The following is a 16,135-nucleotide window of genomic DNA, read 5'->3' as shown; positions in this document are numbered from 1 at the left end:
CTTGGTCTTACTTGGTGCGGCGGCGGCGCTGGCCCAGGCCCATTTCCTTGGCGAGGCGCGAGCGAGCTTCCGCATAGGCGGGAGCAACCATCGGGTAATCGACGGGAAGATCCCATTTTTCGCGATATTCTTCCGGGCTCAAAGTGTGATGGGTCATCAAGTGACGCTTCAGCGACTTGAACGAGCCACCACATTCCAGGCAGATAATCTGGTCGCCCTGAATCGACTTGCGAACGGCAACGGCAGGCTTCTGCTTTTCGACCACGGATACCACTGGCACCGGTGAGGATGTATTGGACAATGCGGTATGCACATCCGAAATCAGGTGGCTGATGTCCCCGATTGGTACAACATGGTTGCTGACATACGCTGCAACGATATCTGCCGTCAGTTCGACCAGAAGATCGTTTCCTGACGATCCAAATGCCGTTTCACTCATTTTTTTCTCCTGTCATATGTCTGCCTGACGGTTCGTTTGCCACCCACCGCCGACACTGAATTCAAACCAGTTTGACTGGTTTGCGTGATACCCCCACATAAAATCCACTGCCAGCCAGCTAGGATGGCAATGTTATATTAGATATTTACGCCATTAACCCAAAACTAGTCTCCAAATTCATTGTCCGCCTTTGGTCTACAACCCGGGCGGTTGTATCGGCTAAATACATGCTGCTTTTGAACTAGATCGAAATTGAAAACGGTTCAGTGATCCAAATAGTCCTTTTAATGAATTATCAACATCGGGAAAAATGTCCAGTTCCTATTTATCCTAATTCTTGTGCGTGAAAGAATGTAGATCAGATCAAATATGAATGGCACTCTGCTCTTATGATACTTTTAGAACGGTCTCATTCATAATTTGTTAACTAAGTCCTTCTTGCCGTTGCCAATGCCGTTGCTCATTTCATCGAGCACGGTAGCCTGGGCCAGGGGATATCCGACATGCCGCGCCGCTTTTGCCAGCAGATGGGCGGAGACCGGCGCCGTCAGTACAAAGAAGAAAAATCCGCAAAATGCACGTGCAAAAACCGACAAATCTCCGGAATTGACGCCAATTGCCAGTAACAGCAGGCCAGATCCCACCGTTCCGGCCTTGGATGCTGCATGCATGCGGGTGAACAGGTCCGGCAAGCGATTCAGACCAATTGCAGCAATCACCGCAAAAAAAGAACCGCTCAGAATCAATACAGATGTTAAAACCGCCGCCGCTATTTCCATTAATCTGTTTCCTTTTGGGACATGTGCCACTCCGCGCCACTCCGCTTGCGCCTGCGCTCCATGCGCGACTTTTCCACAGCTAATTGTTCGGCTGCCGCCCGAATTGCCGGTTCGGTTTCCGGTGTTTCGCCAATAACGCCGCGCACAAGGATGAATCGCGCAAAAGCAATAGTTGTCAAAAATCCAACCAGGCCGAGCGAAATGGCGATATCCATGTAGAGCACATAGCCCGACTTGATCGCGAAGACGGCAATAAAGCCGATGACGATGCCGACCAGCATGTCCAGCGCAATTACCCGGTCGGGCAGGGTCGGGCCACGCATCACCCGGTAGACGGTCAGGAAAAAGGCAATGGCCAGCAACAGCAGCCCGCCATTGCAGGCATGATGGACGAGGACTTGCGCGGTTGTCATGTCTGGATGGATCATTGGAATGCCTCGCGGATCTTGCGCTCGAAGCCCTCGGCAATGTCGCGCCGGGCCGCATCCGGATCGCTGCAATCCAGTGCATGGACATAGAGGATCTTTCGATCCTCAGACACATCCACCGACAGGGTGCCTGGTGTCAGCGTGATGAGATTGGCCAGCAGTGTGATTTCGAAATCGCGCTCCACGCTGAGCGGAAAGGCGAAAATGCCGGGCTTGATATCGAGCCCTGGCGACAGGACCATGATCGTCACTTTCCAAGCGGATTTGGCCAGTTCGCTGAGAAACAGCAGCAGCAGGGACAGAATGCGCCACGTTCTGTTGAGATAGGAGACGCCGCCGATCTGCTCGCGCAGCAAGCCCACCACCGCCAGCGACAGCACGAAACCAAACAGAAGATTATGCAGGCTGGCGCTGCCGGTTACCGCCACCCAGATGATGGCCATCAGCAGGTTGAGGATCAACAGCCTCATGGGCGCGCCTCCGTGGGAAAGACCGAGGTGATATAGGCCGATGGATCGACAAGCCCGACGGCGGCGTCCTGCGAGAGTGCGATGAGCTTTTCAGGAAACAGTCCGAACCAGACGATCAAGCCTGCCAGCAGCAGGATCGGCGCAAGGGATGAGCGGGTTGGTGCGGCAAGGATTTCTGGATTGGCCTGGTTGGAATTCACGTCTGATTCGTCCCTGGCCGGTTGTGTCCGCCAGAAAGCCAGCAGGAAGACCCGGGCCAGCGCAATCGTGGTCAGAAAGCCGGATAGCAGGATTGCGCCGGCCATCCACCAGGCGCCGATATCGAGCGCCGCCTTCAACAGCATAACCTTTGGCCAGAAGCCGGAAAACGGCGGCAGGCCGCTTGCAGCGAAGAACAGCGCCAGCGCCAGGAAGGAAAAACCCGGTGCTGCGCGGTAAAGGCCAGACATGTCCTGTAATGCAAAACTGCCACTCATCCGCCCGGCCTGGCCGACCACCAGATAGAGCGCTGCCATCAACAGGATCGAGTGCATGGCATAGAAAATCGTCGCGCTGATGCCTTGCACCGCGCCAATGGCGATACCGGCCAGCATGATGCCGATGCCGGAAATGACGACAAAGCCCATCAGCCGGCGGATGTCGGATTGGCCGAGAGCGCCAATCGCACCGAGAATCATGGTGGCGGCAGCAATCACCCCCAGCACCAGGCTCAGTTGCTCGCGCTCAATCGGAAACAGCATCACCACGACCCGCAGCAGGCTGTAGATGCCGACCTTGGTCAGCAGGGCGGCAAACAATGCCGATACCACGATGCGCGGCGTGTGATAGGAGGCAGGCAACCAGAAATTCAGCGGGAAGGCGGCGGCTTTCATGGAAAACGCCAGGGCAAACAGCGTGGCCAGCGTCATCAGCGGGGCGGTATCGCGCAACCCATTGGCCTTACGGGCAATATCGGCCATGTTAAGCGTGCCGAAGCTGGCATAGAGAAAACCGATAGTGATCAGAAACAGCGTGGTGGCGATCAGGTTGAGCACCGCATATTTCAGCGCGCCGTCAATCTGTTTGCGCTCGGAACCGAGGATCAACATGCCGAAGGACGAGATCAGCAGCACTTCGAACCAGACATAGAGGTTGAAGATATCGCCTGTCAGAAAGGCGCCGGACACTCCGGCCATCAGCACCAGAAGAAACGGATAGAAACCATAGCGGCGACCGGATGTATTGATATCCGTCAGCCCATAGACGCCGCAGGCCAGGGCGACGATGGCAGACGTCAGGGCAAACAGCGCGCCGGTGATATCGACGGTGAAGGCAATGCCGAAGGGCGGCATCCAGCGGCCCATCATCACCGTCAGCGGGCCGTCCTTGATGACCTCGAGCAGAAGCGCCAGATCGATCAGCACCAGCAGGATCAGGGTGGGAAGGGCAATCATCGGCTGAAGACGGGTGCGGTCACGTAGCATCAAGGCCACGGCCCCACCGGCAAGACACAGGGCCACCGGCAGGATGGGCAGCCACTGGGCTAACGTGGTCGGCGTCTGTACCGTGGCAGCGGCCAGGGCGGCATTCAGAGCCTCAGTATTGGTGGTTGAAACGGCCATGCGGTTGTTCTGGTCTTTCAGTTTAGAGCAGTCGTGTTGCCGGGAAATCCTCAGTAATCAAGCGGCGGCAAGGGCGGATTTTTCGGTTCGGCCAACCGCATTTCATCGGTGTCGTCGGTGTCGAGGTCCTGGTAGGCGCGGTAGGACAGCACCAGCAGGAAAGCGAAGAACGAAAAGGAAATTACGATGGCCGTCAGGATCAGCGCCTGCGGTAGCGGATTGGCGGCGGCCATGCTCAGCACGTCCTCACCCTTCATCATGATCGGCGGCACCTCCCGGGTCAGCCGTCCGGCGGTGAACAGGCCGAGATTGACGGCATTGCCGAGCAATACGATGCCTAGCAGCACCCGCACGATATGGCGTGACATGATCAGGTAGAAGGCCGTCGTGGCAAACAGCCCGACCAGCAGGGAGAAAATCGCTTCCATCAGTCATTCTCCCTTTCGCCCAGCGCCAGCGCAATCGAGGTAATCGCCCCGACCACCACCAGATAGACGCCGATATCGAAGCTGGTGACGGTGGCGACCGGCACATCGACGCCGAAGATATGCGGTGTGATCCACAGCCCGGTCATGAACGGCACGCCGGCAAAAGCCGAAACGAAGCCGGACAGGCAGGCCATCAGCAGGCCGAAGCCCGCCACCGACAGCGGATGGACGTAAAGGGCGCGGCGTACCGCCTGCACGCCGAAGGCCATGCCGTAGATGGCAAAGCCGGAGGCGGCGATCAGCCCGCCGATAAAGCCGCCGCCCGGCTCGTTATGTCCGCGCAGCAGCACGAAAACCGAAAACAGCAGCATCAGCGCAGTGACGACGGGCGCAACGGTGCGAAAGATCAGACTGTTCATCGAGGCTCTCCCACCCCACTGCCTTCATGCGCCACCCCTGAAAGCGAAGCCTTTGGCTTGGGCGCGCGCAGCCGGATCAGCGCCAGAATGGCAAGCCCGGTGATCATCACCACGGCAATTTCGCCCATGGTATCGACGCCGCGGAAATCGACGATGATGACGTTCACCACATTGGCCCCATGGGCGATGACTTTGGAATAGCTGTTGAAGAATTCCGTCAGGGTTGGGTCGAAGGGGATTTGCGTCACCTTCAGCAGCATCAGCGTCAGGCCAGCCCCGGCGGCAAGTGCTACCGTGCCGTCCAGCAGGATCTGGGCCAAGGGCCGGTGATCGGCGGGATGCAGTTTCAGCCGCGTCATTACCAGCGCCAGAATCACCACCGAAAGCGTCTCGATCATGAACTGGGTAAACGACAGGTCCGGCGCGCCAAACAGGAGGAAGATCACCGAGATCGCAAAGCCCTGGATGCCGAGCGCAACGATGGCATCCAGCCGGTTGGCGGCGCGCAGGACACCGTAAAGACCGGCCACGGCAATCAGCAGGAAGGCAGCTTCATGCAGTTCGATCCGCTCCGGCAGCACCGGCCAGGACGGCGCCTCGCCAAACAGCATCATCGGCACCAGGAAAGCGGCGGCAATGGCAATCAGGGTCACGGTAACATAGACATCCAGCCGCCCGCCATGCAGAACATTCGTGATGCGGAAGCAGAGCCGCACCAATCCGGCCATCATGTGGTCGAAGCCCTGATCGGGGCCAGGACCGAGCCCCTCCATAAGGTTCGCGACCAGGCGGCGCAGCCTGTCGAGCAGCATGAACAGCACCAGGCCGATGGCGATGGTTAACAGCGACAGGGCGAGCGGCACGCCGATATGCGGGACAAGGCCGATGGAAACGGTCACCGTTCTGCCGGTGACAGCGCTAACCATCGGCGAGGAAATCGCCTGGTGAAACAGCCCGGAAAACACCGCAGCCCCAAGCCCTACCAAGGCCAGCACCAGTGGTCCCAGCCACAGCAGAGCGGGGCCGTCATGGGCGGGTTTCGGACTGGTCGCAGCGCGCCCCAGAAACGGCTTGAAGGCCAGTGCCAACCCGACGACCATCATCAGCGCATTGCCGATCACGGCAATGGCGGTAAACAGCAGGGCGCGAAGATTGCCGCCCGCCAGCGCCTCATAGATCTCTTCCTTGGCGAGAAAGCCGAACAGCGGCGGCAGTCCGGCCATGGAAAGCCCGGCCAGCAGCGCCGCCGTGAAGGTAACTGGCATGGCCCGCGCCAGCCCGCCAAGCCTGGTCAGGTCGCGGCTGCCCGCTTCGTGGTCGAGAATACCAGCCACCATGAACAGTGCGCCTTTGAACAGCGAATGGGCGACCAGATAAAGCACGGCGGCCGACAGCGCATGCGGCGAGCCGAAGCCGGTCAACATCACCATCAACCCCAGCGAGGCGACGGTGGTATAGGCCAGCATCAGCTTGAGGTCTGTCTGGCGTACGGCGATGACCGAACCGACGATCAGCGTGACGCCGCCGAAAAACGGCAGCAATATTTCCCAGGCGGGTGTGGCACCCAGCACCGGCTGCAAGCGCATCAGCAGGTAAACCCCGGCTTTGACCATGGTGGCCGAGTGCAGATAGGCCGAGACGGGTGTCGGGGCTTCCATGGCGTTGGGCAGCCAGACATGGAAGGGAAATTGCGCCGATTTGGTAAAGGCTCCGCCCAGAACCAGCAGCAGGATCGCCAGATAGAAGGGGCTGGCGGTGACCATATTGTTGCTATGCATCAGCATCGACAATTGCGTGACGCCCGACACGTTCCACAGTAGGATCAAACCGGCCAGCAGCAAAAGCCCGCCGCCGCCGGTAATCACCAGCGCTTGCAGCGCGGCACGGCGCGCAGCCGGGCGCTCATGGTCGAAACCGATCAGCAGGAAGGAGGTGATCGAGGTCAGTTCCCAATAGATGAACAGCATCAGGAAACTGTCTGAAATCACCACACCCAGCATGGCGCCCATGAACAGCAGCAGAAAGGACAGAAACCGGCCCTGCTGCGGATGGCCCTTCATGTAGCCGCCCGCATAGAGCACGATCAGCGTGCCGATGCCGGTAATCAGCAGCGCGAAGGTGAGGGATAATCCATCGATAAACCAGGAAAAGCTGACATTGTAGCTCGGCACCCAGGCATAGCCGCCCGTCACTTCCTCGCCGCGGGAGATTTCCGGCAGGAAACCGAGGAAATGCACGAAGGAAAACAGCGGCAGAAGCGCCAGAACCCACGCCGCCAGGCTGCCAAGGTGCCGTACCAGCCACGGTGCCAGACAGGCGCCCAGAAATGGCAGGACCAAAGCCAGCAATGTCATACCGGCGGCATGAGCGATCATCTTGTCTCCTGTCGTCTGCAACACGATGGGTCGCGGTCGCACGGGCTATAAAACCTGCAAAAGGCAAGTGCGATTGCGGCTTTTCAATAATCTTATGGTGACACTGATGCCCAAACAGCAATGCTTCGACAGGTCCGCGGCAAATATAAGCATTTCGACCGGAACGGCCACCCCCAATTCTCCATTATAACGTGCTTTAACAGATCCGTTGGTCCGTCCAGCATCGCATCCGGCTTGCAGCCAGGGGGCGAAACACTATCTATAGGCTTGAAACCCGATAAGCCAGCACCGATAAGCCAGCCACAGCCAGCCAAGTGAGGACGCGACAATGAGCGAGGACAGCATCGACAGCCGTGAAAAGCCCGCAGCAGCAGAGCGGAGCGAGGCCGAATGGCGCGAACAATTGACGCCGGATCAGTATCGAATCCTGCGCGAACACGGCACGGAACGGGCCTTTACCGGTCCTTACTGGGATAATTTCGAGCCGGGCCTTTACCGCTGCGCCGGTTGCGACACGCCGCTGTTTTACTCCGATACCAAATTCGATGCCGGTTGCGGCTGGCCGAGCTATTTCGAGCCGGTCACGCCTGACGCCGTCACCGAACATCGCGATACGGCTTATGGCATGGTGCGCACCGAAATCCGCTGCGCCACCTGCGGTGGCCATCTCGGCCACGTGTTTCCCGATGGTCCCAAGCCGACCGGCCTGCGCTATTGCATCAATGGTCATTCCATGGTGTTCGAGCAAAAACCCTGACAGTCTATCCAATAATCGCCGCTGGCCGTCTGCAAATGGCAATTCTTGAGCAGACTGTGACACAATTCGTTGCGACGTGAATTTGGTGTTGCATAGGCGTATTGCATTCGAGCAAAAGCGCCTATGCAAAATACCGATGTTCTAACGTGCAGCGTCTCAACAGGATTGTGGCACGTTTGCACATTGCACCGGCCTCCATAAAATCCCCCTGAATTAGCAAGGGTAAACTCGCGGGTCTGTGGAAAATAATCCTGAACACGCCTGTGGGTTTCAATAAAAACGCCAATCAAAACAATCAGGAGAATTTTTGGAGCGTGAAAGAACGTTCACAGGGATTGCGAATATTGATATGAATAAAATCCTATAAAGGGAGACGTTATCATGTCAGCAATGCCGCTTGAACATCCTGTGCCGGTCAAGGCCTCCAGCCGGCTCCTGTGCCATTCCGTTGCCAGGGTGACGGAGGAAATATTTGTAATTTTCCAGAGCCCGGGTCTCGTGCATGCCGGGCGGCGGCGGCAGCGCTGCCAGATCCGCCAGATCGCCATGTATCTGTGCCACGTGGTGCTGAGCCTGCCGCAACAGGAAATCGCCCGCGCTTTCGGCTATGACCGAAGCACAGTATCCTATGCCTGCCATGTCATCGAAGACCGACGCGAAAATGCGGCTCTCGACCAGTTTCTCAGCGTTCTGGAACGGGTCGTCGCGGTGCTGTCGACGGTGGCCAAGGATGGACGCGATGCGTAAGCCCGCAAGTCATTCGCCGCAAAACCCGGCATCGGCCATCAAGCCACTGCTGCGGCTGTTGCGGCTGGCAAGCCGGGGTGTGCTGCTGGAGCCAGCCGGTCCTGGCGAAACCGCGCTGTTGCGGGTTGAGGATGGCGTGCTGCTGGGCCGTGTGCCCGACGCGCTGTTGCACAAGGCGCTGGCGGATGGTCTGGTCCGGCGGAAAGACAATAGGCTCACGGCCACCTGCGAGGCGGAAAGCTTCCTGAAGCGGGCCATGGCTGAGCGCGAGGACGAGATCTTTACGGGCCAGCATGGGGAGAGGGCGACCGAGGCTCTTGTGGAGCCGGATGGCAATCGCTCGTTGGTGCGGCGCAATCTCGACGACCAACCGTTTTCAACGGTGGCCCGGCTGCGGGACCGGACTGGCAAGCCCTATCTGCCACCGGAAGCGGTCGCCGCCGGGGAGCGGTTGGCGGCGGATTTCGAGCGTGGTCATTTGCAGCCACGGATCACCGCGTCCTTTGAACCGCGCCTGGCGCAGAAGCACAAAGGCGCCCGGCCATCCGGGCCGGATCTGACCGACAGCGCGCTTGCCGCACGGCTGCGGGTCGGCGAGGCGCTGACGGCTTTGGGGCCGGATCTATCGGGTGTCGTTCTGGATATCTGCTGTTTTGCCAAGGGGCTTGAAACCGTGGAGCGTGAGCGGCAATGGCCGGCCCGCTCGGCCAAGCTGATGCTGCGGACCGCGCTGCTGGCGCTGGCCCGTCACTATGCGCCACCACCGGCCCGCTCCGGGTCTGGCCTTCGTCACTGGGGCGAAAGCGATTATCGTCCGCCGCTCTCGAACGTTCCGGCCTGAGGCTTCCGGTGACGGAGTTTGTATCGACCGTCAAAACCGGATGGCGTTTCCGGCTATCTCAAGCACTACGCACCTGTGATAGCCGGAATTTGCTCAAAGCCAGGATGCCTCAGCATCTTGAAGGCTCATCAAGCGGCTCCGCCGTTGGCTTATCAAGCGGCTCCGCCACTTCGTTTATTAAGCGGCTCCGCCACTTGGCTTATCAAGCGGCTCCGCCGCCGGGCAGATCGAGTTGATTGATGAACTGATCGGCAAAGTAGCTCAGGTTGCCATCATAGTTCTTCAACTGGGATAGCAGATCTTCATCCGACATGTCGGTATCGCTGTCGTCGCTGCTGTCCGTTGACGACGATGCGGTGGCGCTATCGGTATCCTCTGTCGATGACGTGGATGTCTGCGTCGAACTGGCGCCCGTCGAAGCGCCAGCGGACGGCACTGCAAACACTTGCGACAGGAGATCGTCTTCAACGGTGGCGGCATCCGTGCTGGATGCGCTGGCTGTGGCCGATTGCGCTTCAGTGCTTGTCGAGTCCGAAGAACTGGCGGTGACTTCTGCGTCCTTGTCTTCATCCGATGTGGTGTCGCCGTTGGCCGCCGTTGCCGAGGTCAGCTGTGACAGCCATGCCTCGAACGACGTGGACGGATCGGTCGATACGCTTTCGCTTGTATCGCTCTCATCCGTCTCCTCGGTGCTATCGCTACCGAAGAGCGCGTTGAGCAGTGTATCATCGCTACTGCTGCCGCTGCTGCTGCCGCCACCCGACAGAGAATCGAACAGACCACCGCTGCCGCTGCTGGATTTTTGCTTTGATGAACTCGATGTATAGGTAGATTGCGATGCATTGCTGCTAGAAACTTGCATGGACCTCTCTCCGTGTGCGACCGTGCCATTCTGCGTCTGTCCTGAAACCGGGTCTGGTCGATGGCCGGTTACGCAACCACTGAAAATGCGACCGCTTCATTTTGGCCGGAGATAATTGCCGGCGCTGGGCGCATGATCGGTAAAGATATGATCAGTAAAGACTGGGAACGCCTGCTGCAAAAAGCCGTATCCTGGACCGGTGGCATTCCAAAATGCAGCGCAGCGGGCGTTAGCCCTGTCGCATTCACGACGGCATCATGCCGTGCTAGTGAATAGGTATAATTTATAACGTTTTGCCTTGCGCGAGGCTGGTCATCCACGCTTGCGCCAGGGAGAAAAGCGGAGCTGATCAAGAAATGGGTTATCCGGATATCTCAGCCTCTACAGCATGACGCCACGGGCAAAAATGGCCAGGCACTATCGCAGATGGTCGGGGCGTTTTTCGGGTCGCCGACAAAGGATTTTCGATGCGGATGCACCCGCTTCGGTGCTGAGCGCTCAACCATTCCGCTAGATCCAGCCTTGGGCGCTCGATATCCCGGTTTGCGAATACCTCGGTAAGACCTGACACCTGCCTGACAGCGCGCAGCAAGGCTGGCATGAAAACAGCCCTGCGCTGGTCGGTCGTGATGGTTATGTCGCCTTGCTCGACCAGACAGACAAAGGCCTGTTTCCGAATGGATTGGCGCCTGATCGCGTCATTCTGGCGCGGGCGGGCCTTGATGCGAGCCCCGTTCGACACATTCGGGGTTGCTGTTTGTTGCCGAAGTTTAATCCTTGCGCTGATTGACACCCTTTGTCCCCTCAGATTATCGGTACTTAAGAGTACTTATAAATTTACCTTGGCCCAGAGCTGCCTTTACATTTGTTAACACTCTGTAAGAACTGGAGAAAATCAGGTCGGCATCATTTGACCTGAGACAGAAATTCCAGCGGCTCACACCGCTGACGTAAGGATTCCAGCGGTTCACACTGCTGAAGGAAGGATCATAGTGTCGCGTAAACTGTTCGCAGTCGTTGTCATCGTCGTTCTGGCGCTTGCCGCCATTGGTTTCACTCTGTTCAAGCGTTCTGAGGCCAATCCGACCGATGGGCTGCTGCTGGCGGCGGTCAAACGCGGTGATGTGGAGGAAACGGTGCTTGCCACCGGCATCTTCAAGCCGTCCCGGCTGGTTGCGGTGGGCGCCCAGGTGTCCGGCCGTATCACGGCCCTGCATGTCAAGGTTGGTGACACCATCAAGAAGGACAGCCTGGTGGCCGAGATCGACTCGGTCACCCAGGTCAACGACCTGCGCACCTCGAAAGCCTCGCTGGCCGATATCAAGGCCCAGAAGGAAGAGGCCGAGGCGACCCTGGTCAGCGCCGAACTGGCGCTGGTGCGCCAGCAGAATCTGCGGGCCAGCAATTCCGGCACGCAGGCGGATCTTGAAAGCGCGGTCGCCACCCGCGACAAGACCAAGGCGCAGATCGACAGCCTTCAGGCCCAGATCGTCAAGGCGGAAGTCGCGGTGGAAACCTCCGAGGCCGATCTCGGCTACACCCGCATCACCGCGCCCATGGATGGCACGGTTCTCGCCGTGGTCAACCAGCAGGGCCAGACCGTCAATGCCACGCAATCGGCGCCCACCATCGTTATTCTGGGCGACCTGAACCAGATGATCGTGCGGGCTGAAATCTCCGAGGCCGATGTGGTCAATGTCAAGCCGGGGCAGGCGGTCTATTTCAACATTCTCGGCCAGCCTTCCGTGCGCAACAATTCGGTGCTGAAATCCATCGAGCCCGCGCCGGAATCGATCACCAGCGACAGCAGCGTCTCGACCACCTCCACTTCCAGCTCATCAAGCAGTTCCTCCAGTTCCTCCAGTACATCGTCCTCGGCGATTTATTATAACGGCATCCTGGATGTCGATAATTCCGATGGCCGTTTCCGCACCTATATGACGGCGGAAGTGCATGTCGTGCTTGGCGCGGTGAAGAATGTGCTGACGGTGCCTGCCTCGGCGCTCGGCACCGGCGTCAAGACCGGCAAGGCCAGCCTGCGGGTCGTGGGAGCCGACAATGCGATTGTCACCCGAACGGTGGAAATCGGCCTGAATGACGGGGTCAATGCCGAGGTGAAATCGGGTTTGAACGAGGGCGAGAAGATCGTCATCGGCCAGGCCGATACGTCGATCAAAGCGGTATCGGGGGGCTTTGGGCCACCACCCGGGGGGATGTGATCCATGGCCCTGCTCGAGCTGAAGAACCTCACCCGCATCTATCGCTCCGGGGAAGAGGATGTTGCTGTCCTCAAGGGCGTCAATCTCAATATCAACCGTGGCGAAATGGTCTCGATCATCGGGCCATCCGGTTCGGGAAAATCGACGCTGATGAATATTCTCGGCCTGCTCGACCGGCCGAGTCGCGGCACCTATGAGATCGATGGCAAGCGCACCGACGAACTGGACAGCGATGCGCTGTCGGCGCTCCGGCGCGAGCATTTCGGCTTCATCTTCCAGCGCTATAACCTGCTGTCGGATCTGACGGCGCTTGGTAATGTGGAAGTACCAGCGATCTATGCCGGAATTTCGCCTTCGGATCGCCGCAGCCGGGCGACCAAAATCCTGGAACGGCTGGGCATGGGCGAACGGCTGCGCCACCGGCCGGGCCAATTGTCCGGTGGTCAGCAGCAGCGGGTGTCCATCGCCCGCGCGCTGATCAATGGCGGCGAGGTGATTCTGGCCGACGAACCGACCGGCGCGCTCGACAAGCATAGCGGCGAGGAAGTGCTGCGCATTCTCGATGAATTGCATGCCGAGGGGCGCACCATCATCATCGTCACCCACGATCCGGGCGTTGCTGCGCGCGCGGAACGCGTGATCGAGATTGCCGATGGCGAGATTATCGCCGACCGCCGCCAGGACAAGCCGGTGCTGGTGCGTGAAAATACCCTGCCATCCTCGGCCCGACCGCATCGTTTCCCGGGTCTCGACCGGCTGGGTGAAGCCTTCATGATGGCCGTGCGCGCACTGGCCTCGCACCGGCTGCGAACCTTCCTGACCATGCTGGGCATTATCATCGGCATCGCCTCGGTGGTGTCAGTCGTGGCGCTCGGGGCTGGCACCCAGCAGAAAGTGCTCTCCAATATCAACGGGCTTGGCACCAATACGCTGGAGATTTTCCCGGGCAAAGGGTTTGGAGATACGCGCTCAGGAAAGATCACCACGCTGAAGGTCGGCGATGCCGATGCCCTGGCGCGGCTCTCCTATGTTTCTGCCGTGACCCCGACCGTTTCCACCTCAGGCACGGTGCGCTATGGAGCCACCGTGGCCAATGTGCTGGTCAACGGCGTCGGCGATCAGTATTTCACCGCCAAGGGCTCCAAGCTGCTGGCCGGGCGGCTGTTCGACCACGCCAGCGTCGTTGCGATGACCCAGGAGGCGGTGATCGACCAGAATGCCGCAAAGGCACTGTTTGGCGACGATCCGGCCTTGGCGCTTGGCCATACGGTGTTTCTGACCGATGTGCCGGTGCGTATTGTCGGCGTCATCGAGGCCCAGCAGGGCGGCTTCGGCTCGAACTCCAATCTTCAGGCCTATCTGCCCTATAGCAGCGTCCAGACCCGGTTCCTCGGCGATCTGTCGCTGCGCAGCATCACGGTCCGGCTCGATGACAGCGTCGACAGTTCCGTGGCCGAAAGTGCCGTCACCACGTTTCTTACTGGCCGCCACGGCGAAACGGACTTCTTCATTCTCAACACCGACGATATCCGCAAGACCATCGTCAGCACCGCCCAGACCCTGACGTTGCTGGTGGCGGCAATTGCGGTGATTTCGCTGATCGTCGGCGGTATCGGGGTGATGAATATCATGCTGGTGTCGGTTTCCGAACGGGTCAGCGAAATCGGCGTGCGCATGGCGGTCGGCGCGCGCCGTCAGGATATTCTCCAGCAATTTCTGATCGAGGCGGTGCTGGTCTGCCTGATCGGCGGCGGGCTCGGCATCGGCTTTGCCTTGTCGATCGGCTTTGTCTTCAGCATGCTGGTCACGGATTTCGAGCTGGTCTACTCCACCACGTCCATGGTGGCGGCCTTCAGTTGCTCCTGCCTGATCGGCCTCGTCTTCGGCTTCATGCCCGCCCGCAATGCATCAAGGCTCGACCCGGTGGCGGCGCTGTCAAAGGATTGAGAAGGCGGGCCAAGGATTGGGAAGGCGGGGCCAAAGAAAAGCCCCGCCTTCTTGCCGGACCGGCTGGCGGGCCATCCTGCTATTTTGTTCACGATCCGGGAATGTAGGGCACGAGCAGTGTCGAGCCGTATTCCCCACCGAAGTGGATGATATGGCGGCCCTTGTTGAGGGTTGGAATCGGCGGCAATTGTGGAAATTCCGGCCTGATCAGCAGGTCGGTTCCGGTTATCACCAGTTCCAGTGTTTCGCCCGGCTGCCACCGGATGCCATAGGGCCAGAAGCCGATTTCGACGGGCACGATTTCCCCCGGTTTCAGCTTGCTCGGGCTATCAAAGGGCAGGAAGGGTTCAAGTTCCGTCGAGCGCTGCGGGTCCGTGGCGCGCAGCGAGACGCGCAGGCGGCCATTGGGGCCGACATGGGTGCGGCCCGTCACCACGTTACATTCCCGCACCGTTCCGGACTTGTCGCGTTTCCGGACGAAGGCAAACAGGTCCATGTCGTCATTGCCGTCCGCTTCCACCCAGAGCTTCAGGTTGAAGGAACCGGTCAGTTCCGTCAGTTCGTCGAGGACGATGGAAAAGGCCAGGCCTTCTTTGTCCGCGACATCGTAGGAAAGGCTGGCGGGTTCAGCGTGACTTTCGTGTGACAGCACCGGCTTGCCGTCTTTCAGGGCGAGATGAAGCGCCTTTGTCACCTGACGCTCGAGCGGGAAGGCGGCCTCGCTGCGGTTGACGGTATCGCGGTTGCCCGGGTCCATCACCGAAAGACGCACGCGCGGCGTTGCCTCCCAGCCATTGTCGATATTTTTCAAGTAATGGTCGAAGAAGCGGCGCAGATCATCGACATTGTCAGGGTTGAAATAATCGGTCCATTCATGGGTATTGTTGACCCGCAGCCATTTTTCCGTCGATGAAATCGATGACCAGCCGCGAAATGTGCCGCCCGTGTGCAGGAGATTTGTCCAGGAGGCCACCACATAGGCGGGAACATCAATGTTTTCGAGGCCAGAGATCTTGGTTTTCCAATAATCGTCGAGAAGCGGATGGCTGGCCGTCATGGCAGGAATGTCTTCCACCAGACCGTGGCCGCACAGCCGTCCGAATATGCCTTCCGAGAAGATGAATTCCGGAATACCGCCGCGGCAGGCCGTATCGCGGTAGATGTCGGAGGCCCCCTCCCAGGGGGCAATGGCGGCCAGATGCGGCGGGCGCATGGCAGCGACGAACCATTGCGACATCGCCAGCATGGAATTGCCGGTCAGGCCGATCTTGCCATTGGACCAGGCTTGCTCGCCCGCCCACTCGATCAGGTCGTATTCGTCTTCCGGCTCCTGGCGTCCCCAGGCGTGGATGTCGCCTTCAGAATTACCGGCACCGCGGCTGTCCGGCGCGATGATCACATAGCCATGGGCAACCCAATAGGCGGGCGTCGGGGCTTCGAACTTGTTGAGCCCATCCTCCCATTCAACGGGTACATCCATGCGTGTCGGATGCCTGAAGAGATCGTTGTTCAACATGCCACCGCGTTTGCCATAAGGACTCCAGCCAATAATGGCCGGATATTGGCCTTCTTCGACCGGACGGTACAGATCCGCCCTGATCGTCACGCCGTCGCGCAGCGTCACGGCCACATCCCGTTCCACCAGCACATCCGACTTCAGCGGCATGCCGCCTTCGCGGTGGGTACTGCCCTTCTTGAGAATGAAACTACGCTCATCCACCCGAAAATTGGCGGAGCTCTCATCGACCACCGCTTTTCTGAAAATAACGTCGATACCGTCTAAATCCTTGGTAATATTCATTTGTTCCTCCATTTGGCACCGG

General features: G+C 59.1%; 15 protein-coding genes. 5 read left to right on the top strand and 10 right to left on the bottom strand.

All coding sequences use genetic code 11. The features are described 5' to 3' along the window. Positions 1 to 7: 7 nt before the first annotated feature. The 8 genes from V6582_RS05230 to V6582_RS05195 all read right to left on the bottom strand — a co-directional run bounded on the left by V6582_RS05230 (position 8) and on the right by V6582_RS05195 (position 6,939). Positions 8 to 439 (bottom strand): MucR family transcriptional regulator, encoded by a 432-nt coding sequence (locus tag V6582_RS05230; RefSeq protein ID WP_156631508.1) that lies wholly within the window; start codon positions 437 to 439, stop codon positions 8 to 10. Positions 440 to 852: 413 nt separating this feature from the next. Next, the gene (gene mnhG / locus V6582_RS05225; protein ID WP_156631507.1) at positions 853 to 1,218 is read right to left on the bottom strand and encodes a monovalent cation/H(+) antiporter subunit G; all 366 of its coding nucleotides are present in this window, start codon (positions 1,216 to 1,218) and stop codon (positions 853 to 855) included. Next, complete coding sequence (locus V6582_RS05220; protein ID WP_156631506.1) at positions 1,218 to 1,631, bottom strand: cation:proton antiporter; 414 nt, start codon at positions 1,629 to 1,631, stop codon at positions 1,218 to 1,220. The genes mnhG and V6582_RS05220 overlap by 1 nt, the downstream gene beginning before the upstream one ends. Positions 1,632 to 1,642: 11 nt before the next feature. Next, positions 1,643 to 2,116, bottom strand: a complete 474-nt coding sequence (locus V6582_RS05215; protein ID WP_015915337.1) for a Na+/H+ antiporter subunit E — start codon at positions 2,114 to 2,116, stop codon at positions 1,643 to 1,645. Further along, positions 2,113 to 3,717, bottom strand: coding sequence for a Na+/H+ antiporter subunit D (locus V6582_RS05210; protein WP_156631505.1), 1,605 nt, complete (start codon positions 3,715 to 3,717; stop codon positions 2,113 to 2,115). Before V6582_RS05210 ends, V6582_RS05215 begins: the two co-directional genes overlap by 4 nt. Positions 3,718 to 3,767: 50 nt before the next feature. Further along, positions 3,768 to 4,145 (bottom strand): Na+/H+ antiporter subunit C, encoded by a 378-nt coding sequence (locus tag V6582_RS05205; protein WP_156631504.1) that lies wholly within the window; start codon positions 4,143 to 4,145, stop codon positions 3,768 to 3,770. Beyond that, the gene (locus V6582_RS05200) at positions 4,145 to 4,564 is read right to left on the bottom strand and encodes a Na+/H+ antiporter subunit B (protein WP_060718949.1); all 420 of its coding nucleotides are present in this window, start codon (positions 4,562 to 4,564) and stop codon (positions 4,145 to 4,147) included. The genes V6582_RS05205 and V6582_RS05200 overlap by 1 nt, the downstream gene beginning before the upstream one ends. Next, positions 4,561 to 6,939: a putative monovalent cation/H+ antiporter subunit A gene (locus tag V6582_RS05195; protein ID WP_156631503.1), complete on the bottom strand. Its 2,379-nt coding sequence runs from the start codon at positions 6,937 to 6,939 to the stop codon at positions 4,561 to 4,563. The genes V6582_RS05200 and V6582_RS05195 overlap by 4 nt, the downstream gene beginning before the upstream one ends. 328 nt (positions 6,940 to 7,267) lie before the next feature. Here V6582_RS05195 and msrB point away from each other — a divergent pair, with 328 nt between their 5' ends. From msrB to V6582_RS05180, 3 genes are all read left to right on the top strand, one after another. Then, positions 7,268 to 7,696: a peptide-methionine (R)-S-oxide reductase MsrB gene (msrB, locus tag V6582_RS05190; RefSeq protein WP_156631502.1), complete on the top strand. Its 429-nt coding sequence runs from the start codon at positions 7,268 to 7,270 to the stop codon at positions 7,694 to 7,696. A gap of 381 nt (positions 7,697 to 8,077) precedes the next feature. After that, positions 8,078 to 8,443: a helix-turn-helix domain-containing protein gene (locus V6582_RS05185; RefSeq protein WP_156631501.1), complete on the top strand. Its 366-nt coding sequence runs from the start codon at positions 8,078 to 8,080 to the stop codon at positions 8,441 to 8,443. Further along, positions 8,436 to 9,284 carry a DUF6456 domain-containing protein gene (locus tag V6582_RS05180; protein ID WP_156631500.1) on the top strand — a complete coding sequence of 283 codons (849 nt, stop codon included), beginning with the start codon at positions 8,436 to 8,438 and terminating at the stop codon, positions 9,282 to 9,284. Before V6582_RS05185 ends, V6582_RS05180 begins: the two co-directional genes overlap by 8 nt. A gap of 202 nt (positions 9,285 to 9,486) precedes the next feature. Here V6582_RS05180 and V6582_RS05175 read toward each other — a convergent pair whose 3' ends face one another. Next, positions 9,487 to 10,146, bottom strand: coding sequence for a hypothetical protein (locus V6582_RS05175; RefSeq protein ID WP_156631499.1), 660 nt, complete (start codon positions 10,144 to 10,146; stop codon positions 9,487 to 9,489). Between the two features lie 992 nt (positions 10,147 to 11,138). On the opposite strand from V6582_RS05175, the gene V6582_RS05170 reads away from it, so the two are divergent. Both V6582_RS05170 and V6582_RS05165 read left to right on the top strand, forming a co-directional pair. Next, positions 11,139 to 12,365, top strand: coding sequence for an efflux RND transporter periplasmic adaptor subunit (locus V6582_RS05170; protein WP_432706308.1), 1,227 nt, complete (start codon positions 11,139 to 11,141; stop codon positions 12,363 to 12,365). Between the two features lie 3 nt (positions 12,366 to 12,368). Then, on the top strand, positions 12,369 to 14,312 hold the full coding sequence (locus V6582_RS05165; RefSeq protein ID WP_156631498.1) for a MacB family efflux pump subunit: 1,944 nt from the start codon (positions 12,369 to 12,371) through the stop codon (positions 14,310 to 14,312). An 88-nt stretch (positions 14,313 to 14,400) separates the two neighbouring features. On the opposite strand, the gene V6582_RS05160 is transcribed toward V6582_RS05165, so the two are convergent. Continuing rightward, complete coding sequence (locus tag V6582_RS05160; RefSeq protein ID WP_197434356.1) at positions 14,401 to 16,113, bottom strand: CocE/NonD family hydrolase; 1,713 nt, start codon at positions 16,111 to 16,113, stop codon at positions 14,401 to 14,403. Between the last annotated feature and the right edge of the window lie 22 nt (positions 16,114 to 16,135).

The sequence above is a fragment of the Agrobacterium vitis genome (assembly GCF_037039395.1).
GTDB lineage: Bacteria > Pseudomonadota > Alphaproteobacteria > Rhizobiales > Rhizobiaceae > Allorhizobium > Allorhizobium vitis_E.
This window is presented reverse-complemented; position numbering and strand designations above follow the sequence as displayed.